The 26,279-nt window shown below is 61.1% G+C and carries 26 protein-coding genes; 13 read left to right on the top strand and 13 right to left on the bottom strand.

Going from position 1 to position 26,279, the window contains the following annotated elements; all coding sequences use genetic code 11:
- The first annotated feature begins 141 nt into the window (after positions 1-141).
- The 4 genes from QF043_RS23600 (at position 142) to moaE (ending at position 5,243) form a co-directional block, all read left to right on the top strand.
- Entirely contained in the window at positions 142-3,876 is a 3,735-nt protein-coding gene (locus QF043_RS23600; RefSeq protein ID WP_307420383.1) for an autotransporter domain-containing protein, read from the top strand.
- 202 nt (positions 3,877-4,078) lie between these two features.
- Positions 4,079-4,552: a cyclic pyranopterin monophosphate synthase MoaC gene (gene moaC / locus QF043_RS23595; RefSeq protein WP_056858942.1), complete on the top strand. Its 474-nt coding sequence runs from the start codon at positions 4,079-4,081 to the stop codon at positions 4,550-4,552.
- Positions 4,549-4,791 (top strand): molybdopterin converting factor subunit 1, encoded by a 243-nt coding sequence (gene moaD / locus QF043_RS23590; protein WP_307420382.1) that lies wholly within the window; start codon positions 4,549-4,551, stop codon positions 4,789-4,791. The genes moaC and moaD overlap by 4 nt, the downstream gene beginning before the upstream one ends.
- A gap of 2 nt (positions 4,792-4,793) precedes the next feature.
- Entirely contained in the window at positions 4,794-5,243 is a 450-nt protein-coding gene (gene moaE / locus QF043_RS23585) for a molybdopterin synthase catalytic subunit MoaE (RefSeq protein WP_307420380.1), read from the top strand.
- Positions 5,244-5,347: 104 nt separating this feature from the next.
- Here moaE and rhlB read toward each other — a convergent pair whose 3' ends face one another.
- Entirely contained in the window at positions 5,348-6,817 is a 1,470-nt protein-coding gene (gene rhlB, locus QF043_RS23580) for an ATP-dependent RNA helicase RhlB (protein ID WP_307421494.1), read from the bottom strand.
- 96 nt (positions 6,818-6,913) lie between these two features.
- On the bottom strand, positions 6,914-7,570 hold the full coding sequence (locus tag QF043_RS23575; protein WP_307420379.1) for an alpha/beta hydrolase: 657 nt from the start codon (positions 7,568-7,570) through the stop codon (positions 6,914-6,916).
- A 345-nt stretch (positions 7,571-7,915) separates the two neighbouring features.
- On the opposite strand from QF043_RS23575, the gene QF043_RS23570 reads away from it, so the two are divergent.
- From QF043_RS23570 to QF043_RS23555, 4 genes are all read left to right on the top strand, one after another.
- Complete coding sequence (locus QF043_RS23570; RefSeq protein ID WP_056858938.1) at positions 7,916-8,947, top strand: amino acid ABC transporter substrate-binding protein; 1,032 nt, start codon at positions 7,916-7,918, stop codon at positions 8,945-8,947.
- Positions 8,948-9,019: 72 nt separating this feature from the next.
- Positions 9,020-10,201, top strand: a complete 1,182-nt coding sequence (locus QF043_RS23565) for an amino acid ABC transporter permease (RefSeq protein WP_065912585.1) — start codon at positions 9,020-9,022, stop codon at positions 10,199-10,201.
- A gap of 10 nt (positions 10,202-10,211) precedes the next feature.
- Entirely contained in the window at positions 10,212-11,309 is a 1,098-nt protein-coding gene (locus QF043_RS23560; RefSeq protein WP_305457905.1) for an amino acid ABC transporter permease, read from the top strand.
- Between the two features lie 11 nt (positions 11,310-11,320).
- Positions 11,321-12,085 carry an amino acid ABC transporter ATP-binding protein gene (locus QF043_RS23555; RefSeq protein WP_003171943.1) on the top strand — a complete coding sequence of 255 codons (765 nt, stop codon included), beginning with the start codon at positions 11,321-11,323 and terminating at the stop codon, positions 12,083-12,085.
- Positions 12,086-12,137: 52 nt separating this feature from the next.
- Here QF043_RS23555 and QF043_RS23550 read toward each other — a convergent pair whose 3' ends face one another.
- Positions 12,138-12,626 carry a type II toxin-antitoxin system MqsA family antitoxin gene (locus QF043_RS23550; protein WP_307420378.1) on the bottom strand — a complete coding sequence of 163 codons (489 nt, stop codon included), beginning with the start codon at positions 12,624-12,626 and terminating at the stop codon, positions 12,138-12,140.
- The gene (locus tag QF043_RS23545) at positions 12,623-12,934 is read right to left on the bottom strand and encodes a type II toxin-antitoxin system MqsR family toxin (RefSeq protein WP_307420376.1); all 312 of its coding nucleotides are present in this window, start codon (positions 12,932-12,934) and stop codon (positions 12,623-12,625) included. Before QF043_RS23545 ends, QF043_RS23550 begins: the two co-directional genes overlap by 4 nt.
- 159 nt (positions 12,935-13,093) lie before the next feature.
- Between QF043_RS23545 and QF043_RS23540 the strand changes: the two genes are divergently transcribed.
- Together QF043_RS23540 and QF043_RS23535 are read left to right on the top strand one after the other, a co-directional pair.
- Entirely contained in the window at positions 13,094-13,753 is a 660-nt protein-coding gene (locus QF043_RS23540; protein WP_056858933.1) for a FadR/GntR family transcriptional regulator, read from the top strand.
- Positions 13,743-15,008 carry a CynX/NimT family MFS transporter gene (locus tag QF043_RS23535; protein ID WP_307420375.1) on the top strand — a complete coding sequence of 422 codons (1,266 nt, stop codon included), beginning with the start codon at positions 13,743-13,745 and terminating at the stop codon, positions 15,006-15,008. The genes QF043_RS23540 and QF043_RS23535 overlap by 11 nt, the downstream gene beginning before the upstream one ends.
- Here the strand turns inward: QF043_RS23535 and QF043_RS23530 are convergent.
- The 9 genes from QF043_RS23530 to QF043_RS23490 all read right to left on the bottom strand — a co-directional run bounded on the left by QF043_RS23530 (position 15,005) and on the right by QF043_RS23490 (position 23,360).
- A complete protein-coding gene (locus QF043_RS23530; RefSeq protein ID WP_307420374.1) occupies positions 15,005-15,649 on the bottom strand; it encodes a DUF1120 domain-containing protein in 645 nt (214 codons plus the stop codon). The genes QF043_RS23535 and QF043_RS23530 overlap by 4 nt on opposite strands.
- Positions 15,650-15,674: 25 nt before the next feature.
- Positions 15,675-16,814 (bottom strand): DUF1120 domain-containing protein, encoded by a 1,140-nt coding sequence (locus tag QF043_RS23525; RefSeq protein WP_307420373.1) that lies wholly within the window; start codon positions 16,812-16,814, stop codon positions 15,675-15,677.
- An 11-nt stretch (positions 16,815-16,825) separates the two neighbouring features.
- On the bottom strand, positions 16,826-19,279 hold the full coding sequence (locus QF043_RS23520) for a fimbria/pilus outer membrane usher protein (RefSeq protein WP_307420372.1): 2,454 nt from the start codon (positions 19,277-19,279) through the stop codon (positions 16,826-16,828).
- A 118-nt stretch (positions 19,280-19,397) separates the two neighbouring features.
- Positions 19,398-20,102 carry a fimbria/pilus chaperone family protein gene (locus QF043_RS23515; protein ID WP_307420371.1) on the bottom strand — a complete coding sequence of 235 codons (705 nt, stop codon included), beginning with the start codon at positions 20,100-20,102 and terminating at the stop codon, positions 19,398-19,400.
- Between the two features lie 33 nt (positions 20,103-20,135).
- Positions 20,136-20,810, bottom strand: coding sequence for a DUF1120 domain-containing protein (locus QF043_RS23510; RefSeq protein ID WP_307420370.1), 675 nt, complete (start codon positions 20,808-20,810; stop codon positions 20,136-20,138).
- A 3-nt stretch (positions 20,811-20,813) separates the two neighbouring features.
- Positions 20,814-21,431: a DUF1120 domain-containing protein gene (locus tag QF043_RS23505; RefSeq protein ID WP_307420369.1), complete on the bottom strand. Its 618-nt coding sequence runs from the start codon at positions 21,429-21,431 to the stop codon at positions 20,814-20,816.
- Between the two features lie 12 nt (positions 21,432-21,443).
- Complete coding sequence (locus tag QF043_RS23500; protein WP_307420368.1) at positions 21,444-22,058, bottom strand: DUF1120 domain-containing protein; 615 nt, start codon at positions 22,056-22,058, stop codon at positions 21,444-21,446.
- A 42-nt stretch (positions 22,059-22,100) separates the two neighbouring features.
- Positions 22,101-22,736 carry a DUF1120 domain-containing protein gene (locus QF043_RS23495; protein ID WP_307420366.1) on the bottom strand — a complete coding sequence of 212 codons (636 nt, stop codon included), beginning with the start codon at positions 22,734-22,736 and terminating at the stop codon, positions 22,101-22,103.
- Entirely contained in the window at positions 22,737-23,360 is a 624-nt protein-coding gene (locus tag QF043_RS23490; RefSeq protein WP_307420364.1) for a DUF1120 domain-containing protein, read from the bottom strand.
- 393 nt (positions 23,361-23,753) lie between these two features.
- Here QF043_RS23490 and QF043_RS23485 point away from each other — a divergent pair, with 393 nt between their 5' ends.
- From QF043_RS23485 to QF043_RS23475, 3 genes are all read left to right on the top strand, one after another.
- On the top strand, positions 23,754-24,572 hold the full coding sequence (locus QF043_RS23485; protein ID WP_307420362.1) for a response regulator: 819 nt from the start codon (positions 23,754-23,756) through the stop codon (positions 24,570-24,572).
- A 199-nt stretch (positions 24,573-24,771) separates the two neighbouring features.
- Entirely contained in the window at positions 24,772-25,407 is a 636-nt protein-coding gene (locus QF043_RS23480; RefSeq protein ID WP_307420361.1) for a response regulator transcription factor, read from the top strand.
- Positions 25,408-25,684: 277 nt separating this feature from the next.
- The gene (locus QF043_RS23475; protein ID WP_307420360.1) at positions 25,685-26,278 is read left to right on the top strand and encodes a DUF1120 domain-containing protein; all 594 of its coding nucleotides are present in this window, start codon (positions 25,685-25,687) and stop codon (positions 26,276-26,278) included.
- Position 26,279: the final 1 nt, after the last annotated feature.

The raw sequence follows: 26,279 nt of genomic DNA, 5'->3' as shown, positions 1-26,279 counted from the left end.
TGCGTAACCCCGTCGAAACGCTATCGCTTTGATTCGACGATTTATTCAAGACCCGGCGTTGGTCTTGCGCGTGATCCTGCCTATTACAAAAAGCCCGATACATCGCTCATTGACGAAGCACATATTCAAAGGGAAAGGAAAATGGACGCAGCAGGTAATGGCTTCACTTTGTCGCAAAAACGCAAGCGCGCTACAGGCTCCAAATCGATACCCCTTACACCTATCGCACTCGGCTTGGCCCTGTGGCTGGGCCAAGGCGCCATGGCCTGGGCCGATGACGCCAACCCCTACACGTCGCCAGTGTTGGAGTCGGCCTTCAGAAAAGCCGTTGCCTCGTTTGGCCCCAACACCGATGTGTATAAAAACCTGCGGTTCGCCTACACCGATATCGTCGACCTGGCGGCCAAGGACTTTGCCGCACAGTCCGGCAAGTTCGATTCGGCCCTCAAGCAAAACTACGAACTGCAACCGGAAAACCTCACCATCGGCGCCATGCTCGGCGATACCAAGCGGCCGCTGGACTACGCCTCGCGCCTGGATTACTACCGCAGTCGGCTGTTCAGCAACAGCGGGCGCTATACCACCAATATTCTCGACTTCTCCAAGGCCATTATCGCCAACCTGCCGGCGGCCAAGCCCTACACCTACGTAGAGCCTGGCGTGAGCAGCAACCTCAACGCGCAACTGAATGCCGGCCAATCCTGGGTCGGCGCCACCCGTGACTGGAGCGCCAACGCGCAAACCTGGAAAACCCCCGAAGCGCAGGTCAACTCCGGCCTGGATCGCACCAACGCGTATTACGCCTATGCCTTGGGCATGACCGGCAAGGGCGTTAACGTCGGCGTGCTCGACTCGGGCATCCTCACTGAACACTTCGAGTTCCAGGGCAAGAATGCTCAGGGCCAGGACCGTGTGCAGGCCGTAACCTCCACCGGCGAGTACTACGCCACCCACCCGCGATACATTCATGACACGCCGGACGGCGAGTTTCAGAAGGGCGAGCACTTCAGTATTTCCGGTGAGTACGACCCGACCATCAATGACGGTCACGGCACCGAGATGTCCGGCGTGCTGGGCGCCAGCCGCAACGGCACCGGCATGCATGGCATTGCGTTTGACGCGAATATCTTTGTCGCCAATACCGGCGGCACTGACGACAACCGTTTCCAGGGCTCCAACGACCTGGACTACAACGCGTTCATGGCCAGCTACAACGCGCTGGCGGCCAAGAACGTGTCGATCGTCAACCAGAGCTGGGGCCAGAACTCGCGTAATGACGTGGAAAACCATTTCGGCAACGTAGGCGACAGCGCGGCCGACAATTTGCGCGACATGACCGCCGCCTATCGCCCGTTCTGGGACAAGGCCCACGCTGGGCAAAAAACCTGGATGGATGCGATGGCTGACGCCGCGCGGCAAAACACCTTCATCCAGATTATCTCGGCGGGCAACGACAGCCACGGTGCCAACCCGGACACCAACGCCAACCTGCCGTTTTTCAAGCCCGATATCGAGAGCAAATTCCTCTCGATCACCGGCTACGACGAGACCAGCGCCCAGGTCTATAACCGCTGCGGCACCTCGAAGTGGTGGTGTGTGATGGGCGTTTCGGGTATTCCGTCCACCGGGCCTGAAGGGGAAATCATCCCCAACGCCAACGGCACCTCTGCCGCTGCGCCGAGCGTCTCCGGTGCCTTGGCCCTGGTGATTCAACGCTTCCCTTACATGACCGCCAGCCAGGCCCGGGATGTGTTGTTGACCACCTCCAGCCTGCAAGCGCCGGACGGTCCCGATACGCCGGTGGGCGACCTCACCGGTGGCCGCACTTACGACAACCTGCAACCGGTGCACGACGCCGCGCCGGGCACGCCGCAAGTGCCGGGCGTGGTCAGCGGTTGGGGCTTGCCCAACCTGCAAAAAGCCATGCAAGGGCCGGGGCAGTTCCTCGGTTCGGTGGCAGTGGCCTTGCCGGGTGGCACGCGCGATATCTGGGCCAACCCGATTTCCGATGAGGCCATCCGCGCCCGCCGTGTAGAAGACACCGCCGAACAGGCCACCTGGGCCGCCACCAAGCAACAGAAGGGCTGGCTCAACGGCTTGCCCGCCAATGCCTCTGACGATGACCAGTTTGAATACGAAATTGGCCATGCCCGGGAACAGGCGACGCTGGCACGCGGCAAGGATTTGCTTACCGGCGCGACCTACGTCGGCAGCCTGGCCAAGTCGGGCGACGGCGAACTGGTGCTCGAGGGCCAGAACACCTATTCGGGCAGCACCTGGGTGCGTGGCGGCAAACTTTCGGTAGACGGCTCGTTGACCTCCGCGGTGACCGTGGACGGCAGCGCAGTGGGCACCCGCAATGCGGATAACGGCGTACTGACCACGTTGGGCGGCACCCTGGCCGGTAACGGCACAGTCGGCGCCTTGACCGTGAACACCGGCGGGCGCGTGGCACCGGGCCATTCGATCGGTACGCTGCGCACTGGCGACGTGACCTTCAACCCTGGTTCGGTATACGCCGTGGAAGTCGGCCCGAACGGGCGAAGCGACCAGATCCAGAGCAGCGGCGTCGCCACCCTTAACGGTGGTGTGGTGACCGTGTCCCTGGAAAACAGCCCGAACCTGCTGTCGGCCACTGAGGCCCGTAGCCTGGTGGGCCAGCAGTTCAACATCCTCACCGCCAGCCAAGGCATCAACGGCCAGTTTGCAGCGATCACGCCCAACTACCTGTTTATCGGCACTCAGCTGAGCTATCAGCCGAACCAACTCAGCTTGGCCGTGGCGCGTAACCAGACGACCTTTGCCAGCATCGCGCAAACTCGCAATGGACGCGCCGTGGCGACGGCGGCCGAAGCCTTGGGCGCTGGCAGCCCGGTGTATGAAAGCCTGCTGGCCTCGGACTCGGCGGCCCAGGCGCAGGCCGCATTCAAGCAGCTCTCGGGGCAACTGCATTCGGACGTGGCGGCGGCGCAAATGGCCGACAGCCGTTACATTCGTGAGGCGGTCAACGGCCGTCTGCAACAGGCTCAGGCGCTGGATTCCAGCGCGCAGATCGACACCCATGACAACGGCGGCTGGGTCCAGCTGCTGGGCGGTCGCAATAACGTCAGCGGTGACAACAACGCCAGCGGTTACTCCTCGTCTACCAGTGGCGTGCTGCTGGGCCTCGACACCGAGGTCGGCGACGGCTGGCGTGTGGGCGCCGCCACCGGCTACACCCAAAGCCATCTCAATGGCGAGTCGGCGTCGGCGGACAGTGACAACTATCACCTGTCGGTCTACGGCGGCAAACGCTTTGACGCGATCGCTTTGCGCATGGGCGGCGCCACCACCTGGCACCGTATCGACAGCTCGCGCCGCGTGGCTTACGCCAACCAGTCGGACTACGACAAAGCCGACTACAACGCGCGCACCGATCAGGTGTTTGCCGAGATCGGTTACACCCAGTGGAGCCAGTTCGAACCCTTCGCCAACCTGACCTACCTGAACTATCAGAGCGATTCGTTCAAGGAAAAAGGCGGCGCTGCAGCCTTGCATGCCAGCAAGCAAAGCCAGGACGCCACGCTTTCCACCCTGGGCCTGCGCGCACATACCCAACTGCCGGTCAGTTCCACCTCGGCGGTGACGTTGCGCGGTGAGCTGGGCTGGGAGCATCAGTTTGGCAATACCGATCGCGACGCCTCGCTGAAGTTTGCCGGCAGCGACAACGCGTTTGCGGTCAACAGCGTGCCTGTGGCTCGCGATGGCGCAGTGATCAAGGCCAGTGCGGAAATGGCCCTGACCAAGGACACGCTGGTGTCGTTGAACTACAGCGGTTTGCTGTCCAACCGGGGTAACAACAACGGGATCAATGCCGGGTTTACTTTCCGGTTCTAACGGCCCACACCCTGTGGCGAGGGAGCTTGCTCCCGCTGGACTGCGAAGCAGGCCCATGCTCTTAAAGCAAAGAGCAGGGGCCGCTGCGCAGCCCAGCGGGAGCAAGCTCCCTCGCCACAGATGTTCTTCTTCAAGGATAAACAGCCCTGCGCAAAATTGACTCACAGGTTTACAATTGCCGCTCCTGATCAGGAGTATCCCTGTGCTGACTCATCTCGATTCCCAAGGTCGCGCCCACATGGTCGACGTCACTGACAAAGCCGTGACGTTCCGTGAAGCCGTGGCCGAAGCGCGGGTGCGCATGCTGCCCGACACCCTGAAAATGATTGTCGACGGCGCCCACCCCAAGGGCGACGTGTTTGCCGTGGCCCGCATCGCCGGGATCCAGGCGGCGAAAAAAACCAGTGACCTGATCCCGTTGTGCCATCCGCTGATGCTGACCGGCGTCAAGGTTGAACTGCGCGCCGACGGTGTGGACGCCGTGCATATCCTCGCGCGCTGCAAACTCAGCGGCCAGACCGGCGTGGAGATGGAAGCGCTGACCGCCGCCAGTGTTGCGGCGCTGACGATCTACGACATGTGCAAGGCTGTGGACCGTGGTATGACCATCGAAAGTATTCGCCTGCTGGAAAAGCTTGGCGGCAAAAGCGGGCATTTCAAGGCGGACCAGGCATGAGCATCAACGTATTGTTTTTTGCGCGCTATGCCGAAGCCACAGGCTTCGATTCACTGGAGATGGAAGGCGAGTTCGCAACCGTCGATGCGGTGCGCCTGGCGTTGGCCGGTGATCCGGAATTTGCAGTACTCAATGAAAGCCGCTTGATGTGCGCGCGTAACGAGGAACTGTGCGACCTCGACGAGCCGGTGCAGGCCGGTGATGAAGTGGCGTTTTTCCCGCCCGTGACCGGAGGCTGAGCATGGCCATTCGCGTACAGGCCGAGGCATTTGACCCCGGCGCAGAGGTCAACGCCATGCACGCCGCCAATGTCGGCGTGGGCGCGGTGGTGAGTTTTGTCGGTTATGTACGCGACTTCAATGACGGTCGCGATGTGTCCGGGATGTTCCTTGAGCACTACCCCGGCATGACCGAAAAAGCCCTGGCCAAGATCAGCGTGGAAGCCGAGCAGCGCTGGCCGTTGCTCAAACTCGAAGTGCTGCACCGCATTGGCGCGCTGGAGCCGGGCGAGCCGATTGTGTTTGTGGCGGCAGCCAGCGCGCATCGCCAGGCGGCGTTTGATGCCTGTGCGTTCGTGATGGATTACTTGAAGACGCGGGCGCCGTTCTGGAAGAAAGAGAACACGCCCGAGGGGCCACGTTGGGTGGAAGGGCGAGGCAGTGATCACGCGGCGGCGGATCGCTGGAAGTGAGCATCTGACTAAAGGTGTATGGAGACCCAAATGTGGGAGCGGGCTTGTGTGGGAGCTGGCTCCCACACAAGCCAGCTCCCACATTTCAAACTGCATTTCAGCTATTAAGGGCGTTTGCGCTCTACAGCCCGCAGCAAATGCGTCGGCGGCGTCTCGCAGCTGATCTTGCGACCCAGCAACGTTTCGATCGACGGCAGCTGGTACGAATCATCCTCGCCGGCAAAGCTGATCGACACACCCGCCGCCCCGGCACGGCCCGTACGGCCAATGCGGTGCACGTAGTCGTCCGGCACTTCCGGCAGGGTGAAGTTGATCACGTGGCTGATGCCGTCGATGTGAATGCCGCGGCCGGCCACGTCGGTGGCCACCAGCACGCGGATCTTGCCTTCGCGGAAACCTTCCAGGGTCTTGATACGCTTGTGCTGCGGCACATCGCCAGACAGTTGCGCGGCGTTGACGCCATCACGCACCAGGCGTTCTTCGATGCGGCGCACTTCGTCCTTGCGGTTGGCGAACACCATCACGCGCTCCCAACCGTTGTCATTGACCAGGTTGTAAAGCAGCTTGTACTTGTCGGCCCCGGCCACGGCATAGATGTGTTGCTCAACGTTTTCGCTGGCAACGTTCAGCGCTTCGATTTCGACGATGGACGGGTCGGTGGTCCACTGCTTGGCGAGGTTCATCACGTCTTCGGTGAAAGTCGCGGAGAACAGCAGGGTCTGGCGCTCGTTTTTCGGCGGGGTCTGGCGAATGATCTGGCGCACTTGTGGGATGAAGCCCATGTCGAGCATGCGGTCGGCTTCGTCCAGTACCATCACTTCAACCATGTCCAAATGCACGTCGCCGCGCTGGTTGAAGTCGAGCAAGCGGCCTGGCGTGGCCACCAGGATGTCGCAGTGACGGGCTTCGAGGTGCTTGAGCTGCTTGTCGAAGTCCATGCCGCCTACGAACGTCATGACGTTGAGGCCGGTGTACTTGGTCAGGTCGGCGGCGTCCTTGGCGATCTGCACCACCAGCTCGCGGGTCGGGGCGATGATCAGTGCGCGCGGCTCACCCATGTAGCGTTCTTTGGGCGGCGGCGTTTGCAGCAGCTGGGTAATGATCGAAATCAGGAACGCGGCGGTCTTGCCGGTGCCGGTCTGCGCGCGGCCGATGGCGTCTTTGCCGGCGAGGGTGAAACCCAGCACCTGCGCCTGGATCGGCGTGCAGTACGGGAAGCCCAGGTCCTGGATGGCGTGCATCAGTTCCGGGGCCAGTTTGAAGTCATGGAAGCGGGTCTTGCCTTCCTGGGGCTCGACCACGAAGTCCTCGAGTTTCCACGGGGCCACGGGCGGCTTCGGTGCACGTTCACGACGCGGCGCTTTCGGCGCCGGCGCGGGGGCTGCCTCGACAGGTTGGGCCTGTTCGGGCGCGGTCACCTTTGGCTTCTGCGGCTGTGCGGCAGGTGCGGTCCGGCCGGGCTGTTGGCCGTCATGGCGGCTGCCGGAGGAGGGCACGGGAGCACTGGGAACTGGCGCGAGCGGCTCAGCCTCGCTTTTGCCGAACATCTTCTTAAGTGCTTTGAGCACGGTGATCTCATTAATTGGTTAAGGAATGTACGCCGGCCAGTGTAATGCAAGAAACGGGCGCGGCGTAGTGCGTCTGTCATACAGCTACATAAAGGCGGGTGTTCAGCCCAGGCGGGCGGTCAACCAGGCACCGATATCGCGTATCTCTTCGGGTAACACTTCGTGACCCATTGGGTATTCCTGCCATGTCACGGTGACACCACGGCTGTTTAAATGCTCGTAGGCGCTGCGGCCCATGGCGTTCTGCACCACATCGTCGTATTGGCCGTGCAGGCACAGCGTTGGAATACGCTGCTGGCTGGCGGACAACTCCAGCTCATTGCCGAAGGTCGGTGCATAAGTCGAGAGGGCGATTACGCCACCCAACGGTCCCTGCCAGCTAAGGAAGGCGGTGTGGAAAACCACGGCGCCGCCCTGGGAGAAACCCGCGAGGAAAATTCGCGAAGCGTCTATTCCGGTTCTCTTCTGCGCTTCGATCAAGTCGGTGACCATTTTGGAAGATGCTTCCAACTCTTCCAGGCTGATCGATCGGGCCGGGCTCATGGCCTTGATGTCGTACCAACTCGGCATCTCGTAACCGCCATTTATAGTGACCGGGCGTGTCGGTGCCTGGGGCAAAACAAAGCGCGTGCTCAGCAGGTTTTCCTGCAACGCTTCGGCCACCGGCAAAAAGTCGTAGCGATCGGCACCCAGGCCATGCAACCAGATAACGCAGGCGTCTGCGGGCTTGGCGGGCTGAAGAATCAAGGGTTCGGTCATGTCTGCTCCATATATGTGCGTGCGCTCCGATTGGGTGCGTCGGAACGGTGCGCGACGGGTTGATCTGTTAAGAGAATGTCGCAACGTTGAATGTTTTTCTATTGACCATGGGCTGAAACGACTCAGCCACCACTCTGGTACGCGCCTTGCTATGTGTAGGTCGATGTCAGAACTATCTTGGGACGGTAACACTATCAGTGACTGCCGCTTGTGGGATAGCAACTGGAATTACCGCGAAAACCTCATGCCGCTTGACCCCAAAAAAAGCCAACACGGGTCGATATCGCCTCATAAGGGTGCGCTGAGGTTCGAGCTCCGACACAACAAGAGCAACTGGAGGTTTGAATGAAGGTATTGAAATCCACCCTGGCCATCGTTTCCGCGGCTGCTGTACTGGGTGTCAGTGGTTTTGCCCAAGCTGGCGCCACCCTGGACGCCGTGCAGAAGAAAGGCTTTGTGCAATGCGGCGTGAGTGACGGCTTGCCGGGTTTCTCGGTGCCGGATGCCAGCGGCAAGATCCTCGGGATTGACGCTGACGTGTGCCGCGCTGTGGCCGCTGCCGTGTTCGGTGACGCAACCAAGGTCAAATTCAGCCAGTTGAACGCCAAGGAGCGTTTCACCGCGCTGCAGTCCGGCGAAGTCGACGTACTGTCGCGCAACACCACCATGACCAGTTCGCGCGATGCGGGCATGGGCCTGAAATTCCCAGGCTTCATCACCTACTACGACGGTGTTGGCTTCCTGGTGAACAACAAGCTGGGCGTTAAAAGCGCCAAGGAACTGGACGGTGCAACCATCTGCATCCAGGCCGGTACCACCACCGAGCTGAACGTTTCCGACTACTTCCGCGCCAACAACCTCAAGTACACGCCGATCACCTTCGACACCTCCGATGAAAGCGCCAAGTCGCTGGAATCCGGTCGTTGCGACGTGCTGACCTCGGACAAATCCCAGCTCTACGCACAGCGCAGCAAACTGGCTTCGCCGAAAGACTACGTGGTTCTGCCGGAAACTATCTCCAAAGAGCCACTGGGCCCGGTCGTGCGTAACGGCGACGACGAGTGGCTGGCCATCGTGCGCTGGGTTGGCTACGCCATGCTCAACGCTGAAGAAGCCGGCATCACCTCGAAAAACGTTGAAGCTGAAGCCAAGTCCACCAAGAACCCGGACGTTGCTCGTCTGCTCGGTGCTGACGGCGAATACGGCAAAGACCTGAAAGTGAAAAAGGATTGGGTTGTACAGATCGTCAAGCAAGTCGGTAACTACGGTGAAGTGTTCGAGCGCAACCTGGGCAAGAGCACCCCGCTGGAAATCGACCGTGGCCTGAACGCACTGTGGACCAACGGTGGCATTCAATACGCACCCCCTGTGCGCTGATCGCTGATGGTTCTATCACCCGGTGGGCCAACCACCGGGTGATGTTCTGTTCCATTCTTTCCGGGGCACTTCATGCAAAATCAAATCGGCGCACCCAAGCAGAAGCTCAGCTTCAGCGACCCTAAAGTGCGTGCGTGGCTCTTCCAGATCATCACCATTGTGGCGGTCGTCGCGCTGGGCTGGTACCTCTTCAACAATACGCAGACCAACCTGCAACACCGGGGCATTACCTCGGGTTTCGACTTTCTTGAGCGCAGTGCCGGCTTCGGCATCGCTCAGCATCTGATCGACTACACCGAATCGGACAGCTATGCCCGCGTTTTTGTAATCGGGCTGCTTAACACCTTGCTGGTGACTGTGATCGGTGTGGTCCTGGCGACTATCCTGGGTTTCATCATCGGCGTGGCGCGCTTGTCACCCAACTGGATGATCAACAAGCTGGCGACGGTGTATGTGGAAGTGTTCCGCAACATCCCGCCGTTGCTGCAAATCCTGTTCTGGTACTTCGCGGTATTCCTGACCATGCCGGGGCCGCGCAACAGCCATAACTTCGGTGACACCTTTTTTGTCAGCAGCCGTGGCCTGAACATGCCGGCGGCGCTGGCTGCCGATGGGTTCTGGCCGTTTGTGGCCAGTGTGGTGGTTGCCATTGTGGCGATCGTGCTGATGGCGCGGTGGGCCAACAAACGCTTTGAGGCCACCGGCGTACCGTTCCATAAGTTCTGGGCGGGCCTGGCGCTGTTTATTGTGATTCCGGCTTTGTGTGCCTTGGTCTTCGGCGCGCCGCTGCACTGGGAAATGCCCAAGTTGCAGGGCTTCAACTTTGTCGGCGGCTGGGTACTGATCCCTGAACTGCTGGCGCTGACCCTGGCGCTTACCGTGTACACGGCGGCGTTTATTGCCGAGATCGTGCGTTCGGGCATCAAGTCCGTCAGCCATGGCCAGACCGAAGCTGCACGTTCCCTGGGCCTTCGCCCTGGGCCGACGCTGCGCAAGGTCATCATTCCGCAAGCCCTGCGGGTGATCATTCCACCGCTGACCAGCCAATACCTGAACCTGGCGAAAAACTCGTCGTTGGCCGCCGGTATCGGTTACCCGGAAATGGTTTCGCTGTTTGCCGGCACGGTGCTCAACCAGACCGGCCAGGCCATCGAAGTCATTGCCATCACCATGAGCGTGTACCTGGCGATCAGCATCAGCATTTCCCTGCTGATGAACTGGTACAACAAGCGCATTGCGCTGATCGAGCGGTGAGGAAACGCACATGAGTTCGCATACTTTCAAACCCGATATGCCGCCGCCGAACAAAGTCTTCGGACCGATGGCCTGGATGCGCGCCAACCTGTTTTCCAGCTGGCTCAACACCTTGCTGACACTGCTGGCGTTCTACCTGATTTACCTGATCGTGCCGCCCATCCTGCACTGGGCCATCCTGGATGCCAACTGGGTCGGGACCACGCGCGCCGATTGCACCAAAGAGGGCGCCTGCTGGGTGTTTATCCAACAGCGCTTCGGGCAGTTCATGTATGGCTACTACCCCGGCGACCTGCGCTGGCGCGTGGACCTCACCGTGTGGCTGGCTATCGTGGGCGTGGCGCCGTTGTTCATCTCGCGGTTTCAACGCAAGGCTGTGTATGGCCTGGGTTTCCTGGTGCTGTACCCGATCATCGCCTACTGCCTGCTGCACGGTGGGGTTCTGGGCCTGACCAACGTGCCCACCAGCCAATGGGGCGGCTTGATGCTGACCCTGGTGATCGCCACTGTCGGCATCGCCGGCGCCTTGCCGCTGGGCATTGTGTTGGCACTGGGGCGACGCTCGAACATGCCGGCGATTCGGGTGGTCTGCGTGACCTTCATCGAGTTCTGGCGCGGCGTGCCGTTGATCACCGTGCTGTTCATGTCCTCGGTGATGCTGCCGCTGTTCCTGCCCGAAGGCATGGGCATCGACAAGCTGCTGCGTGCATTGATCGGCGTGATCCTGTTCCAGTCGGCCTACGTGGCCGAGGTGGTGCGCGGTGGCCTGCAGGCGATTCCCAAAGGTCAGTACGAAGCGGCCGCGGCGATGGGCCTGGGTTACTGGCGCAGCATGGGCCTGGTGATTCTGCCGCAAGCCCTGAAGATGGTAATCCCCGGCATCGTCAACACGTTTATCGCGTTGTTCAAGGACACCAGCCTTGTGATCATCATCGGCCTGTTCGACCTGCTCAACAGCGTCAAGCAAGCCGCCGCCGACCCTAAATGGTTGGGCATGGCCACTGAAGGCTACGTGTTCGCCGCCCTGGTGTTCTGGATTTTCTGTTTTGGTATGTCGCGCTATTCCATTCATTTGGAACACAAGCTCGACACAGGCCACAAGCGTTAGGAGTTGTTGTTATGAGCGAAGCGATCAAACAGCCTGTGAGCCCTGAAGGCATTATCCAGATGCAGGGCGTCAACAAGTGGTACGGCCAGTTCCACGTGTTGAAAGACATCAACCTCAACGTCAAGCAGGGCGAGCGTATCGTGCTGTGCGGCCCGTCGGGTTCGGGCAAGTCCACCACCATCCGCTGCCTCAACCGCCTGGAAGAGCACCAGCAGGGCCGCATCGTGGTCGATGGCGTGGAACTGACCAATGACCTCAAGCAGATCGAAGCGATCCGCCGTGAAGTCGGCATGGTGTTCCAGCACTTCAACCTGTTCCCGCACCTGACCATCCTGCAGAACTGCACGCTGGCGCCGATGTGGGTGCGCAAGATGCCCAAGCGCAAGGCCGAAGAAATTGCCATGCATTACCTGGAGCGTGTACGCATTCCGGAGCAGGCGCACAAGTTTCCGGGGCAGCTGTCCGGCGGCCAGCAACAGCGTGTGGCCATCGCCCGTGCCCTGTGCATGAAACCGAAAATCATGCTGTTCGATGAGCCGACCTCGGCACTCGACCCGGAAATGGTCAAAGAGGTTCTGGACACCATGATCGGCCTGGCCGAAGACGGCATGACCATGTTGTGCGTCACCCACGAAATGGGCTTTGCGCGCACCGTGGCCAACCGCGTGATCTTCATGGACAAGGGCGAGATCGTTGAACAGGCGGCGCCGAATGACTTCTTCGATAACCCGCAGAATGACCGGACCAAGTTGTTCTTGAGCCAGATTCTGCATTGATCGAAGCTTGAACCCATAAACCCGGCCTGGTGCCGGGTTTATTTTTGCCTGTTCAAGAGGCTTTGAGAGCTTCCTGTGTCTGGTTATGGGGAGTGCAGGTGAAGGCGTTGCGCAGGTCTGCGCCTTCGGCCAGCTCTTTGGCGTCGGCGAGCAAATGCGGGTAACGGTCCAGCAGGCGCATCAACACCATCAACGGTTTGGGCGGCGTTATTTCGCCGCGTTCGTAGCGTGAGAATGCGTTGTGCCCGCCACCGGACAGCAACTGCACGGTTTCTTTTTGCGTCAGGTGCAGTTTGCGACGGATACGCTTGAGTTCGACGCCCATCATCCGTCGGGCGGCGTGCAGCAGGTCATCACTTGCCTTGGCATGGCGTTCGCTGCTGTCGGGGTCATACATGCCGTCTTCGCACAGTTGGCACTCCCAGCCCGATAGATCTTCAATGCGCTGTTCCAGGCCTTTGATGCGCAGGGTTTCACTGCGGCCCTCAAAACGCACCATGGCGTCCGGGGCACCGCATATGAAGCAGTGTTGGGTGTTCATAGGTTCATCCCTTTGAAGGAGATCACCGGTGGGTTACTGCCGGAGCAGTAAGTGACCTTGATGTAAATCTCCAGACCGTGTGAATGGATGTGGTAGACGTCCTGCCAGACGCGGTGATCGGCATAGGTGGTCATCGACTTGTACAACATCCTGTTTTGTAGTTTGAAAACGATCGCCTGCATCTCGCTGATGTCGAGGTCGAGTTGCTTTCCCGCCTCCTTGGCTGCACGGGTGAATGCTTTTGCACCCAGTCGCCTGACATCCGCCTTGATCACCGTCAGATCGTAGTGAGGTGTGTACTTTTCCATAAGACACCTGAGTCCAATAATTACCCTATATGGGTAATATTACCAATCGAAAATACTGCTCCATTTGCTGCTTAGGAACCCTAGTGCGTTGCCTTTGTAGGCAAGTCCGAATAGGCTGTAGGAAAATTCATCCTATGATTGGACGAAAGCGAATAATCCATGACAGACATCGCCCCCCTGATCAAACGCTCTTTGGTCGATCAAGCGTTGGAGCAACTGCGTTGGCGTATTACCGAGGGCAAATGGGCTATCGGTGAACGCCTGCCCACCGAGCCGGAGTTGTCCGCCGAACTGGGCATCAGCCGTAATACCGTGCGTGAGGCCATGCGCGTCCTGGCGTTCTCGGGGCTGATCGAAATCCGCCAGGGTGACGGCAGTTACCTGCGCTCGATGACCGACCCGTTGGGCACAATGCGTGCGCTGTCCCACTGCACACTGGCGCAGGCGCAGGAGACGCGGCAGATTCTCGAAGTGGAGGCCATCGGCCTGGCGGCATTGCGCCGTACCGAGGACGACCTCAAAGGGCTGCGTGAAGCCCTTGAGCGCAGCGGCGAGCTGTACCACGGTGATCTGGAAGCCTATATCAGCGCTGACCTGGTGTTTCACAAGCGCCTGGTGGATGCCGCGCGCAACCCGGCGTTGAGCGAGCTGTATCAGTATTTTTCCAGCATCGTCGGCGCCCAGTTGCGTCAGACCCTGAACATCTCACCCCGTCGCCAGGCGGTATTCGACCTGCATATCGCCTTGCTCGACGCGGTAGAAAACCAAGACCCCGAACGCGCCAAATCCCTCTGCCGGCAGTTGATCAATGAACCTTGAAGCCAAACGTACGACTGAACTCGAAGAACTGCTGATAGACGCCGAAGCCGATGACGAAGCCGTCCAGCAGGCCTCTGCGCAGGTGGCTCGCCCGTGGCTGTTGCTGCTGGGGCTGGTGCTGGTGGCGTTGAACCTGCGGCCGGCGCTGTCGAGCATGTCGCCGTTGCTGGCTGAAGTCTCCAGCAGCCTGGGGTTATCGGCGGCCAAGGCCGGGTTGCTGACCACCTTGCCGGTGTTGTGCCTGGGGCTGTTCGCGCCGACTGCGCCGATCCTGGCCCGACGTTTTGGCGCCGAGCGCGTGGTGCTGGGGATTCTGATCACCCTGGCCTGCGGCATCATTTTGCGCAGTGCGTTCGGTGAAGTGGGTTTGTTCGCGGGCAGCCTGATCGCTGGCGCGAGCATCGGCATTATCGGCGTATTGCTGCCGGGTATCGTCAAGCGTGATTTTGCCAGGCAGGCGGGCGCCATGACCGGCGTCTACACCATGGCGTTGTGTCTGGGCGCCGCGTTGGCAGCCGGGGCCACGGTGCCTCTGAGTCAGCACTTCGCCGACAGTTGGGCCATCGGCCTGGGGTTCTGGGTTGTTCCGGCGTTGCTGGCGGCCCTGTTCTGGTTGCCGCAAGTGAGGCAAAAGCACGGCGCCCATCAGGTGGCTTATCGGGTCAAGGGCTTGCTGCGTGACCCGCTGGCCTGGCAGGTGACTTTGTACATGGGGCTGCAATCGTCCCTGGCCTATATCGTGTTCGGCTGGTTGCCGTCGATCCTGATTGGGCGCGGCCTGAGTGCCACCGAAGCGGGCCTGGCGCTCTCAGGCTCGATCATCGTGCAACTGCTCAGTTCCCTGGCCGCACCGTGGCTGGCCACCCGCGGCAAGGACCAGCGCCTGGCGATTGTGGTGGTGATGCTGCTGACCCTCGGCGGCCTGTTCGGTTGCCTGTATGCGCCGCTGGACGGTTTGTGGGGCTGGGCGATTCTGCTCGGCCTTGGGCAGGGCGGCACCTTCAGCCTGGCGCTGACCTTGATCGTGCTGCGCTCGCGCGATTCCCATGTGGCTGCGAACCTGTCGAGCATGGCCCAGGGCATTGGTTACACCCTGGCGTCGATGGGGCCCTTTGCGGTTGGCCTCGTGCATGACTGGACCGGCGGCTGGACGGCTATTGGCTGGATTTTCGCCGTGATTGGCCTGGGCGCGATTGTCGCGGGCCTTGGCGCCGGACGTGCGCGCTACGTCCAAGTGACCAGCGAGAAACTCTAGAGGTACACCACCTCCAGCGTGGCCGAACCATCGAGTGGGGTTTCCACACTCAAGTCGAGGTTCTGCCGGGCGTTGATCACGGTTTGCACCGTGACGGCGCCCACCAGGGTGCCGATGGCCGTGGGCCCGCTGACGCTGCCCTCGACCTCGGTAAAGCCCAGGTAGCTTCGCGAGCCGATGTCGATAGGGTTGAGGTTGGACGTGCGCCACGCCAGGCCGCCGGTGGTGGACTCGGTGCCGAAGATCTGCGCGGTGTTGCTGGCTTGGGTCTGGCGCGGGTCGAAGGTCATGGAGTACACCCCCAGGCGGTTGCCGCTGATATCAAACCCTAGCCCGTAGTAAATCTCACTGTTGACCATGGCCGAGCCGTCGCGGTTGTCACGCATGCGCAGGGCATAGCGGGTGGGGCCGTTGCAGGCGATGCCGATGCGCAGGGTCTGGACGGGCAGGCGCGTGGCGGTCTCCAGGTTCAAGTCTTGCTGAGCGATCTTGCCGTAGTCGATCAAGGCGCCGCCGGGGAACTGCGGCAAACAGGCGGCGGGCGTGATCAGGCCTTTGACGCTCAAGTCCACTGCCGAGGCAGCCAGCAGCGGGGGGGCGCAGGCCAGTAACAGCAAGCTGTAAAGCACGTGGGTTTTCATGGGGCGGACTCCTTGCAGTGACGGGTTAGGGATAAACGATTTCAAGGGTGCCGGAACCGTTGATTTGCACCACCTCGCGCAGATCCAGGCTTTGCATGGGCGCCAGGTAAGTCTTGATGCGCAGGGTGCCGGTCAGGGTCTGGATGGCGACCGGGCCGGTGGTGACACCGGTCTTGTCGGTAAAACCGAGGATGCTGTTGGCGGCCATGGGGATTTGCCGTGCGGTGGAACTGCTCCACGCCACGCCATTGCTGGTGGAATCGGTGCGGTACAGCGTGGGGAAGCTATCGGCGCTGAACTCCGCCGGGTCGATGGTCAGGTAAAAACGTCCGATCTTGTTGCGACTGGCGTCCAGGTCCAGGCCATAGGCGGTTTCATCGGTGCCGCCGGTGGCCGAACCGTCGCGGTTGTCTTTCATGCGCAGGGCGAAGGGGATCGGCGCGTCGCAGGTCACGCTCAGGCGCAGGGTGCGGGTGGGCAGCGGCGATTCGTTGGTGGCACTCAAGTCCTTGGCATACAGGGTGCCGTAGTCCACCACGCCGTGGTCCGACAGCGAGGGCAGGCAGGCGATCGGCGCAAAGTGCGCACGCAGTGTCAGTTCCCGGTAGCGCCCATGCTGTGCCCCGTACACCATTGCGGTGGTTTCCCAGGTGGTGGCATCGCGCACTTGTGTGGCGGCGAGGTCGGCCCAGGCGCGTAAGGTCAGTTGCAGCGACAGCGTGTTGCCGGTGAGTACCGCGCCGCGCTCGACCGGCGCGATGCCATGGCCGGGACGCCACTCCAGCACGTTGCCAATGGCGACGGGCGCCTGGCCGGTGGCCGGCAGCAAACCCAGTTCTACGGCGCGGCCGTCGAGCAGTGCGTTGCCGGCTTCGATGGCGTAACTGCCGTGCTCGGTAAATTGCAGGCGCTGCGGGTTGGCGGCCAGGGCGCGGTAGAACAGGCTGAGGTCGTCGGCTTGCGGGCAGTTGACGGTCACGCTCAGGCGCCGCTCGCCGAGCAGGCGTTGCGGCGCGCTGTCGTTCTGCGCCAGACGGCTCATCCGGCCGAAATCCACCAGCGCTTCGCTGACATTCAGTTGGCATTCTTCCAGGGCCTGGGCAGTACCGGCGACGCCGAGCAGCAGCCACAGGCACAGTTGACGCAGATAAGGTGTGACGGGCATCGCGGACATCCTCAAGGCACGTTGCAACGTGCGGGAGCAGTTTCGAAGTACACCGACGGATCGACCTTCGCCGGCAGTTCGTAGCGCAGCTCGCAACGCCCGCCTTGCGGCGTGGTTATCCATAGCGTTGGCTGCTCCAATACATTGGGTAGAAACACCTGGCTGCCGTCCTGCACCAAGGTGACGAACTCACCACTGGCAGTGCTGACGGAGGCGCCCGCCGGCAGCGGCGCACCCTGGTCGTTGCTGACGGTAAGCAGCATGCGGCGGGTGAGACCGACGCCGAACTCAACCCGGTCCACGGCGCCGCGCCCGGCCGAGATCATTGCCAGGCCGTTGTTGATATCGGCATTGCGCGGCAGCGAACGGGTCTGCACTTCCACCGGGCTGCGGCCATAAGCGGCGACTTGCGGCACCACGGCCTGGCCTTGCCAGTCGGTCCACACCGGGCCGCTGGGCGTGCTGAGCTTGATGCCGCTCATGTCGCCGACCGATATCAGGGCGAAGGTGTCGCGCACCGGGTAGGGGGAAAAGGTCATGCCGTCGCTGTGCAGCACCACACCGCCGCGCGCGCCACCCTGGTAACTGGAACGCTCGGCATCGGAGCGGCTGTAGCTGAAATCGAGCTGGCTATAGCGCGGCAATGCCGAGACGCCCAGGGTGGTTTCTACCTGATGATCGCTGCTGTCGTGTTCGGCGCTGACGCGATAGCTGAGTTGATCGTCGATCTGCTCGGTAATGCCCAGGCCAGTGCGGTTTTCACCGCCGGAGTTACGCACCCAACTGCGCATTCTTCGGCTTTCGCCCAGCGGCACGCTGACGTTCAAATAGACGGCGTTGTCCTGTTGCTGGCTGCCGCCCATTTGCCACTCGGCACTGGCCGACAACGATACCGCGCCGATGCTCGTGCCCCATGACGCCAAGGCGCGGCTGCTGCTGTCGCCGGCGAAATTGGCCGAGCGCGAAACCCCGGCGCTGAATGCGCCCAGCAGCGGGTGCGACCAGCCCAGGTTGAGGCTTTGCTGGTCGCGATAACGTGAGTTGCGACGCTCGCTGTTGCGCCCAGGGCTGTCGTCGCGTTCGTAGGTGCTTTCTTCCAGTTCGCGATAGCCGACACTGCGCCAGGAGTTGGCGGCGCTGATCGACCACTTTTCGCCCAGGCGCTGGGACCACGACAGGTCGGTCTGCACGCCCGAGACCTTTTCCCACCCCTGGGAATTGGACAGCTGAGTCGACAGCTGGATCTGGCTGTCCAGCCACGGCAACCAGCCCAGGCTGGCGCCCGCCGAGCGGTATTCGCTGGCCGCCAGCACGCCTGTGCCCAGGGTCAATTGCGGGTGCAGGGCGCCGGTCCAGCCGGCGCTCACCACCCACGGATCATCGCCCTTGGCGTCACCCACATTGCGCACCCGGCCCGCAGCCACGGAATAGCCCGGCGCCGGTAATCCAAGGCCGAGCATCGCCGCCGGCACCGTGAAACGCCGTTCGCCACCGACACTTTCCTTGACCGTGACTTCGACGTCCGAGCGCGTGTTCAAGCGGCGTACATCGTTCAGGGTAAAGGGCCCGGCGGGCACCACGGTGGAATGAATCAGCGCGCCGTTCTGGCGCACTTCCACCTGTGCCGGGCTGTTGGCGATGCCTTGAATCAACGCGCCTTCGCCTTGTTCTTGCAGCGCATGTTCGGTGAGCACTTGTATGCCGGTGATCTGCGCACCGGACAGTACCGGGTTATAGAGGTTGATCTGCCCGGCTTGCAGCACCGCTTGGTGGCTGGCGAAAGTGCGTTGCGCGTAGGCTTCCAGGTGAGTGCTGCGCGACAGCCCATCCTGCCAGGTCTGTACCTGGCGGCTGCGCACGATCCAGTCGCCGGCGTTGAACCCGACTTCGGTATTGGCTGAGCCAAAGCGGCTGGCGTCATCGCCGAAGCGGTTGTAAAAACCGCTGAGGTCGTAGTTGAGCAGCCCGGCAAAACCGCCGGTCTCGTAGCCCGAAATATCCTGCTGCACAGGGCGCATCGCTTCGGTGGGCACCACCAGCGACACCGTCAGTGTCGCCGGGTCCGGCTCCACCAGGGCTTGCGGGTACTGCGCGAGGAAATCCCCACAGCCCACCGTGTCACTGGGGGCCACCAGGTTGGCGGCGTCCAGTAACGCACGGTCGAAGCACAGGTTGCCTTGTGGGTCGAAGGTCAGGTCTTGTCGGCCACGCCGCTGGCCGTTGACCCGCAGGTTGACGGTGTGCCGCCCGGCGGCGAAGCGCGGTGCCGCCAGCAGCAGGCTGGCCAATTGCGGGTCGATGCCGCGCTGATGCAAGGTTTGGGCGTCGAAGCCGGACGGGCTGGCGCCTTCGGCCCAGGCCTTGGCAGGCACGAGTGCACAGAGCAACAACACCAGCGACAAGGCCGGGTTGGCGGGGGTGTCAGACACGGCTTCGCCGTCACGGTAGCTCAATACTGTTTTCACGCAAGGTACTCAAATAGTGAACGCACAGGCCCGGTGCTCCCAGGCGTTCCGGTGACGGTCAATGAGCCGTCACTTCGTTATCAGGCGGCGGTCTGTATACGGCGCCTGTGGTTTTCAGTCAGAGGGTGATCGGTGCGTCGTAGGCCTTGACCGCAAATCCATACACCGTGGCCGGCTGCAGCCTGACCGTGGTGGCCTGGTCATTGCCGGCCGGCATACTCAACGCCTCACCCGGCAGCACATAGGTGCGCGGCAGCATCGCCTTGCGGTTACTCGGCAACAGCAGCAGTTCCTGCGCCAGGCGCACCACATACGGCGTGTCATTACGCACCTGCAATTGGCCGTCGCGCAGGGTCCAGGTCAGGTCGGTCCACGGCGTGCGGTTGGGCGCCAGGCCCTTGGGATGCACGATCACCGGCAGGTTCTGGCGCACGGTCACGCCCACACGGGCATGCCCGGCGGCGGTGGCCGCGCGGCCTTGGGGCATGCCTTCGAACACTGCGCGTTTAAGCCGCTGGGTGAGTAGCGGCTGCTGGTTCTGCAGGATGAAACGCACCAGCTGGGATTTGGACGCCTCGACCCGCGACAGCGGCGGCGTCACCACCAGCAGTGGCTCGGTGTCTTCAGGAATGTCCTGCAAGGTGACATGCAGCAGCGCGAGTTGGCTGTCAGTGTTGGTCACTGACACCGCCGCTTCGCCATCGGCTTCATGCACGATGACCACCGAAGTATCCGGCACCATGCCATCGGCTTTGACTTGATTGCCAAGGATCAGCAGCAGGGCGACAAGGCCCACAGCGGTGTTTGAGAATATCGTCGTCATGACGGGGTTTCCATTAGGCCAAAAGAGGATCGTTCAGAGATAGCGCAGGTCCAGGACAATCGCGCCGTCGAGCGGGACTTCCTGGTCCAGGGTCAGGTACTGCGAAAAATTGATGGCGGTGCTTACTTGAACCTGAACGGTCAACTGGCCGATGAAGTCCGGTTGGCGGTCCCCGACTGGCGCAAAGGCCATAAACACGCGAGGGTAGGCGTTGGGCTCCTGTGACCAGGTTTCGCCGTTGTCGATGGAAGCCATAACCTGCATGGGCTGTGCATCGCCCACGGCGTTGCGATAGGCCAGCGCCACCGAACCCAGACGCTCCTCCGGGACGTGGATGTTCCTGCCCAGCCCGTAGAAGTAATCGGGGGCCGACGAGGAGTCGGCGCGATTATCGATGCCCACCAGCGCAAACAGCATCGGCCTGGCGCACTGCACGCGCAGGTCGAGCACCTGGACAGGCAGCACGGTGAACTCGTCGGCGTTGAGGCTGTGGGACGGAATCTTGCCGTAATCGACGGTGCCGTCATTGGTCAACTCGATAAGGCAGGCGTCCGGGGTGACCCGGCCGGTCACCGTGAGGTCGACAGTCGAAGCCGCGTGGGCATCGGCCAGGCACAGCAGGGCGGCGAGGCAACAGGCGAGCCTGTTCAGTACCGGCACAGGTAGGCGCAGCCCATGCCCGACTGTGTTCAAGGGATGGGCGGCCATGGGTTAGAGGTACTTCACTTCAAGGGTGGCGGAGCCGTCGATGTTCACTTCGTTGCTCAAGTCCAGGCCATCGGCGCGATTGATGATGGTCTGCACCTCCAGATCAACGTTCAAGTCCTGGACGGGGACGGGTTGGGTGTCGTCATCCATTGCGGCGACGGACATGTACATGCCTGGGTCCCAGAACTTTTCCGCGTACCAATTTTCCTGGTCATACGAGCCAATGGTTTGCACCACTGTGCCGTCACCCGTGATCGGGTTGCGCAGGGTGAGCGAATACCGGCCCAGTTTTTGGGTGTCGTTGATAAAACCCAGGCCGTAGTCCGTGGCGAGACCCGAACCCGCGCGGTTATCGATCGAGTGCAAGGCAAACAGGATAGGGGCGTCGCAATTGACTGCCATGCTCAGCGAATTGTTGCCAATCACGGTAATACGGTCTGAGTTCAGGTCTTTGGCGGAAATTTTGCCATGGTCGATCACGCCTCCACCGGACAGGCTGGGCGTGCAGGCGCTGGGCACAATCAGGCCCTTTACCGTCAGGTCGACGCTGGAAGCGGCGAAGGTGTTCGCCGAGTTAAGCAGCAATACACTGGCGGCCAGAGTGGCCAATCGTACGTTCATCGGTGCGGCTCCTTAGAGGTAATTGACTTGTACGGTGGCGTGGCCGTCGATAGGCACTTCGTCGGTCAGCGTCAGGCCGTTTGCGGGTGCAATGTGGGTGATCAGGCGGATCTCGGCGTCCAGTTCCTCGATCGCAATCGGCATCACGCCATCGTTGTTGGCAACGGCTGTCAGCAGGGTGTGGCTGAGCATTGCCGAGGGCATCCAGGTCACGCCGCCATCCCTGGAGGTGATGGTGCGCACCGGCACGCCGTCGGCTACCGGCACGTAGAGGCCAAGCCCGGCATCACCGACTTTTTCATCGTTGGGCGTCATGCCCAGGCCATGCCAGCTGAAGTGGTTGGCGGTGGTGCCTGCACGGTTGTCGATGGTGTTGAGGGTGAAGAACGTCGGCCCGTCGCAGCGCACGCTCAACAGCATGATTTCCCGTGGCAGATCGGTGTAGCTGTCGGCATTGAGGTCCTTGACCGATACCTTGCCGAAGTCGACGTTGCCGCCGCCGGAGACCATTGGCGCGCAGGCGCTGGGGGTGATAATGCCTTGGACGAGCAACTCGGTATTACTGGCGGCGAACGCTGTCGGGCAGAGCAGCAAGGCGCCGATCAAGCTGGGGGCAAAAACCTTCATGGTCAGTGGATCTCCTCGGGCATGGGTGCGGGTTAAGGGGGGTTACAGGTACATGACTTCAAGGGTCGCGGCGCCATCGAGAGGCACTTCCTGGGTCAGTGTCAGGTCGTTCGCAGGTGCAATTGCGGCACGCAGCGTGACGTCCATGCTCATGTCCTGCAGTGGGTGGGGAGCCCAGTCGCCGCTGTTGCGGCTGCCCAGGGCTACCCAGTTGTCGGGGCCGATGCCGTCGCTCTCGACCAGCTCCCACCAATAGCCTTCGGAATTCATGATCAGCACGGTCGAAGGGATCGGGGCGACGGGGTTGCCGAATGACAACTGAAACGCACCGAGCTTCTCTGTCTGGTTGATCACACCCAGGCCAAAGGCATTGGCGATCATTGCGGAGCCGCCGCGATTGTCGAAGGACTTGAGCGCAAACAGCGTCGCGGCCTCGCAGTTCACGTTCAGTGTCATGCGCCTGGGTTCCAGCCAGGTGGGTGTGTCGGTGTTCAGATCCCTTGCCGCGATTTTTCCGAAGTCGATATCGCCCGGCATGCTGGGTGTGCAGGCGCTGGGGGTGATCAACCCTTTGACGGTCAGGTCGACGCTGCTGGCTGCAAACGCGGATGAAGTCATGGCGAGCAACAGGGCGCCGCCTGGCAGGGACAGGCTGGTCTTCATGTGAAAAGTGTCCATTTACAGGTACCTGACTTCGAAGGTCGCGGAACCGTCGATTGCCACTTCGCTGGTCAATGTCAGGTTTCTTGCAGGCTCGATCGAGGCAACGACAGTGACGTCCATGATTGCGTCCTTGATCGGGTGCGGTGCCCAACCGGAGTCACCACGGCTGCCCAGCGCCACCAGGTCATTTGGCGCAATGCCGTCGTCCGGAAGGAGTTCTGTCCATCGACCCTCGGCGTTGTACATCGCTACCAGCGTGGAGGGCGTTTCGGCGACGGGGTTGCTGAACGCCAAGCTGAAGGCGCCGAGTTTCTGGGTGTCGTTGATCAAGCCCAGGCCAAAGGCGAAGGCATAAGCGGCAGAACCTGCGCGATTGTCGACGGGGTGAATGGCAAACAGGGTCGCGGCATCGCAGTTCACGCTCAGTTGCAAGGTCTGGCGCTCAAGCCAGGTTCGGGTGTCGACATTCAGATCTTTCGAGGCGATTTTCCCGAAGTCGACATCGCCCGGCAGGCTGGGGGTGCAGGCGCTGGGCGTGATCAAACCTTTGACGGTCAGGTCGACGCTGCTGGCGGCCAATACCGAGGAAGTCATGGCGAGCAGCAGGGCACTGCTCAACAGGGATACAGGGGTCTTCATTTTAATGTTCCATTGCAAACTGGCAGATAGAGGCGCGTGCAGGGCTACGCCCGACCCGATATGAGCGGGTGGTTGGCCAAGCAGCGGTCTCGATGTTTATTGGCTGTTGCCGGGGAGTGGCAAGCCGACCCTCTTTGGGGTGAGCACAATTTAGCGAGGGGGATGCGCAGGGGAAATACAACTAATACGACATTGGCAGGACGGCGCGAAGGCCACGATTCAGGGGAGATTTTCGTAGTAGTTGTATGGGCTTTTATTAACTCAAAAGGTTATTTGTTTGCGGCCGATAGCATTCAAAAGAATGCGTCGACCATTGCTGCATGACAGGCCTCACAGGCTATTGCACCAGTGCTGCGGATTGCTGCCGGATCAATAGTCGCGATAGAGGTACTGATGGGTTCGCTGGTAGGTTCAACCACAAGAGCGAGCCGCTTGCTGAAGCCGCCAGGCACACCTCCGTTTCATTGGCGGCGCCTGCGCGTGCTGGTGGTGGATGACCATTCTGCCTATCGCCTGTTGCTGGGTGGGTTATTGCAGAAACTGGGGCTGGGACACGAGGTGGCCGCCGACGGCTACCTCGGGCTGGTGGCCTATACCAGTCGCCCCTTCGACCTGGTGATCAGCGATTGCCAGATGCCCTTTATGGACGGCTACAGCATGGCCCGCGCCATTCGCCAACACGAGTGCGACACCGGGATGAGACGCGTGCCTATCATTGCCTTGACCGCCAACCTGCAAAACGACAGCCCCAAACGTTGCCACGATGCCGGCATGGATGCCTGGTTGATCAAGCCACTGACGCTGGAACAATTGCACGCAGTGCTGGCGCGTTGGTTGCCGGGCGTGGATGACTGCTCCGTGGCCCAGGAGACTGTCGCGCCGCGCGCCGGCTGGCCAACCCGGGCCACGCTGGTCGCAACCTTTGGCAGTGGGGATATCGTCGATCAGTTGTTGGAAACCCTGTTGCTGGAAGCGTGGGAAGACCATCGTGTATTGCGCCACGCCTGCACGACGTTGAACGCGCCACTGACCGCTGAGCGCCTGCATCGTTTGGTCGGCAGCCTGGTGTTTCTGGGCGGTACCGGCCTTGAGTCGTGTGCCGTGAAGTTGATCGAGCAGGTCCGGTCCCAGGGCGTTGCGGCGCACAAGGTGCAATTGGAATTGTTCCTGGCCCGGTTGCTGGTGTATCTCGAGTACCTGACCGAGGTCTGAAGAACGGTATTTGCTTCAGGCGTTTGCAATCCGACGATCTAGTTTTGGTTGTAGGTTTTTTCCTGTTGTTCTGTAGGCAAAAAAATGTGAACTAGTGAACATTGGGGGCGACTGCAAGCGGCTGTTTGTTAGCGGTTGTTGATGAGCGCTTGCGGGGGTATTTTGCGCGGATTCAAGTTGCCATCATTCGTGGGAATTTATGCTTCGAGTAATTATTGCTGACGATCACCCCATTGTTCGTATCGGGCAGAAAGTCGTGATTGAGGCGCACGGCCGATGCAAAGTGGTCGCTGAGGCCGATGGCCCCGATCAACTGCTCTGCCTGTTAAGTACCACGCCGTGCGATGTGATCGTCACGGACTTTGCCATGCCGGGCGGCCAGCAGGCCGATGGCTACGGCTTGTTGAGCCTGTTGCACCGCCAGTATCCGCAGTTGCCGGTGATTTTGGTGACCATGTTCGCCAGCGTCGCCACCTTGCGCGCTTCCTTCGCCCATGGGGCCAAGGCGGTGGTGGCCAAAAGTGCTTCCGCCAAGGAATTGCCCCTGGCGATCAAGGCTGTGTGTGCCGGCCAGACCTTCGCCAGCGAGTCGCTGCGGGTGCAAATGGTCGAGGCGGGCACGGGCGATCAGTCCCAGGAGCCGCAATTATCCGGCAAGGAGCGCGAGGTGGTGCGCATGCTGGCCAGCGGCATGACCGTCAGCGAGATCGCGGCACAGGTCAATCGCAGTATTTCCACGATCAGTAAGCAGAAAAGTAGCGCGATGAGCCGCTTGTGTATTTCCACCGATGTGGACCTGTTTGCGTATGCCCGGGAAAGCGGGATGGTTCCATAACTGCGCACTTAGTTGCGCGGGCTCGACCGCAGTTAATGCAAACGTTCAGCACAGTCGTATTAGTTGCATAGAGTCGCGTAGTGGCGCGGGTTAACCTGCACTTATGTACTCGGCATCAATAATGCCGACGGCATGATAACCCCCCTGTCCGACACATAAGTCGAACTTTCAAGATAACTACGCGTGTTCAATGCGCGAGGTGTTTTGCGTGCGATCGACATAAAAACGAGCCACAACTGATGAAAACTCCCTCTCCCTGATCACTGCCACCTTCCTGTTGGGTGGTGCCACCCACCTGTTTGCTGCGTCCAGCGTAGACCTGGCCGTCAAGGGCATCATTACTCCCGCTGCCTGCACGCCTTCGCTGTCGGGCGGTGGGGTGGTTGACCATGGCAAGATCTCGATCCAGGATTTGCCTAATGACCGTAAGAACCCGCTGCCAGAGGCGACGTTGCAACTCACTGTCGTCTGTGATGCGGCCACCCTGATAGCGCTCAAAAGCACCGATAATCGCGAGGGGACTGCGTTTTACGACTATGTCACCACGTCATATTATGGCTTGGGCGCGACTGCCGATAATTGGATGCCGGGGGCCTACAGCCTCGTGATGAAAAACACCACAGTTGAAGGCGCCGCCGTACCGGTGGTGGAGTCGGTGGGAGGGGCCACCTGGTTTCCCGTGTATGGTGGTTTCTGGCAGCCCGGTTGGATGAGGGCGGTTGCCGGGCCGGATTCGCCTGACAATTTACCGGTCGCGATTCAAAACCTGACCACCGATTTGGTGATCGCAACTTTCGTGAGAAAGCCGATACGGTTGACGGAAGACTTGCCGCTGGACGGCAGCGCCACCGTGGATATCGTCTATATGTAAT

Origin of the sequence: Pseudomonas sp. W3I7, from assembly GCF_030816095.1 — a bacterium.
Taxonomy (GTDB): domain Bacteria; phylum Pseudomonadota; class Gammaproteobacteria; order Pseudomonadales; family Pseudomonadaceae; genus Aquipseudomonas; species Aquipseudomonas salomonii.
The sequence above is the reverse complement of the archived record's forward strand: the minus strand, read 5'-3'. Positions and strand labels throughout refer to the sequence as shown.

Excerpts from the sequence above, each read along its gene's own strand:
- QF043_RS23555 (WP_003171943.1), top strand. The coding sequence starts at position 11,321 with ATGAGCGAAGCGATCAAACAGCCTGTGAGCCCTGAAGGCATTATCCAG.
- moaD (WP_307420382.1), top strand. The coding sequence starts at position 4,549 with ATGAGCATCAACGTATTGTTTTTTGCGCGCTATGCCGAAGCCACAGGC.
- QF043_RS23575 (WP_307420379.1), bottom strand. The coding sequence starts at position 7,570 with ATGACCGAACCCTTGATTCTTCAGCCCGCCAAGCCCGCAGACGCCTGC.
- QF043_RS23570 (WP_056858938.1), top strand. The coding sequence starts at position 7,916 with ATGAAGGTATTGAAATCCACCCTGGCCATCGTTTCCGCGGCTGCTGTA.
- QF043_RS23550 (WP_307420378.1), bottom strand. The coding sequence starts at position 12,626 with ATGAACACCCAACACTGCTTCATATGCGGTGCCCCGGACGCCATGGTG.
- QF043_RS23560 (WP_305457905.1), top strand. The coding sequence starts at position 10,212 with ATGAGTTCGCATACTTTCAAACCCGATATGCCGCCGCCGAACAAAGTC.
- QF043_RS23505 (WP_307420369.1), bottom strand. The coding sequence starts at position 21,431 with ATGAACGTACGATTGGCCACTCTGGCCGCCAGTGTATTGCTGCTTAAC.
- QF043_RS23600 (WP_307420383.1), top strand. The coding sequence starts at position 142 with ATGGACGCAGCAGGTAATGGCTTCACTTTGTCGCAAAAACGCAAGCGC.
- QF043_RS23485 (WP_307420362.1), top strand. The coding sequence starts at position 23,754 with ATGGGTTCGCTGGTAGGTTCAACCACAAGAGCGAGCCGCTTGCTGAAG.
- QF043_RS23535 (WP_307420375.1), top strand. The coding sequence starts at position 13,743 with ATGAACCTTGAAGCCAAACGTACGACTGAACTCGAAGAACTGCTGATA.
- QF043_RS23565 (WP_065912585.1), top strand. The coding sequence starts at position 9,020 with ATGCAAAATCAAATCGGCGCACCCAAGCAGAAGCTCAGCTTCAGCGAC.
- QF043_RS23540 (WP_056858933.1), top strand. The coding sequence starts at position 13,094 with ATGACAGACATCGCCCCCCTGATCAAACGCTCTTTGGTCGATCAAGCG.
- QF043_RS23495 (WP_307420366.1), bottom strand. The coding sequence starts at position 22,736 with ATGGACACTTTTCACATGAAGACCAGCCTGTCCCTGCCAGGCGGCGCC.
- QF043_RS23545 (WP_307420376.1), bottom strand. The coding sequence starts at position 12,934 with ATGGAAAAGTACACACCTCACTACGATCTGACGGTGATCAAGGCGGAT.
- QF043_RS23490 (WP_307420364.1), bottom strand. The coding sequence starts at position 23,360 with ATGAAGACCCCTGTATCCCTGTTGAGCAGTGCCCTGCTGCTCGCCATG.
- QF043_RS23515 (WP_307420371.1), bottom strand. The coding sequence starts at position 20,102 with ATGACGACGATATTCTCAAACACCGCTGTGGGCCTTGTCGCCCTGCTG.
- QF043_RS23480 (WP_307420361.1), top strand. The coding sequence starts at position 24,772 with ATGCTTCGAGTAATTATTGCTGACGATCACCCCATTGTTCGTATCGGG.
- QF043_RS23500 (WP_307420368.1), bottom strand. The coding sequence starts at position 22,058 with ATGAAGGTTTTTGCCCCCAGCTTGATCGGCGCCTTGCTGCTCTGCCCG.
- QF043_RS23530 (WP_307420374.1), bottom strand. The coding sequence starts at position 15,649 with ATGAAAACCCACGTGCTTTACAGCTTGCTGTTACTGGCCTGCGCCCCC.
- QF043_RS23510 (WP_307420370.1), bottom strand. The coding sequence starts at position 20,810 with ATGGCCGCCCATCCCTTGAACACAGTCGGGCATGGGCTGCGCCTACCT.
- moaE (WP_307420380.1), top strand. The coding sequence starts at position 4,794 with ATGGCCATTCGCGTACAGGCCGAGGCATTTGACCCCGGCGCAGAGGTC.
- QF043_RS23525 (WP_307420373.1), bottom strand. The coding sequence starts at position 16,814 with ATGCCCGTCACACCTTATCTGCGTCAACTGTGCCTGTGGCTGCTGCTC.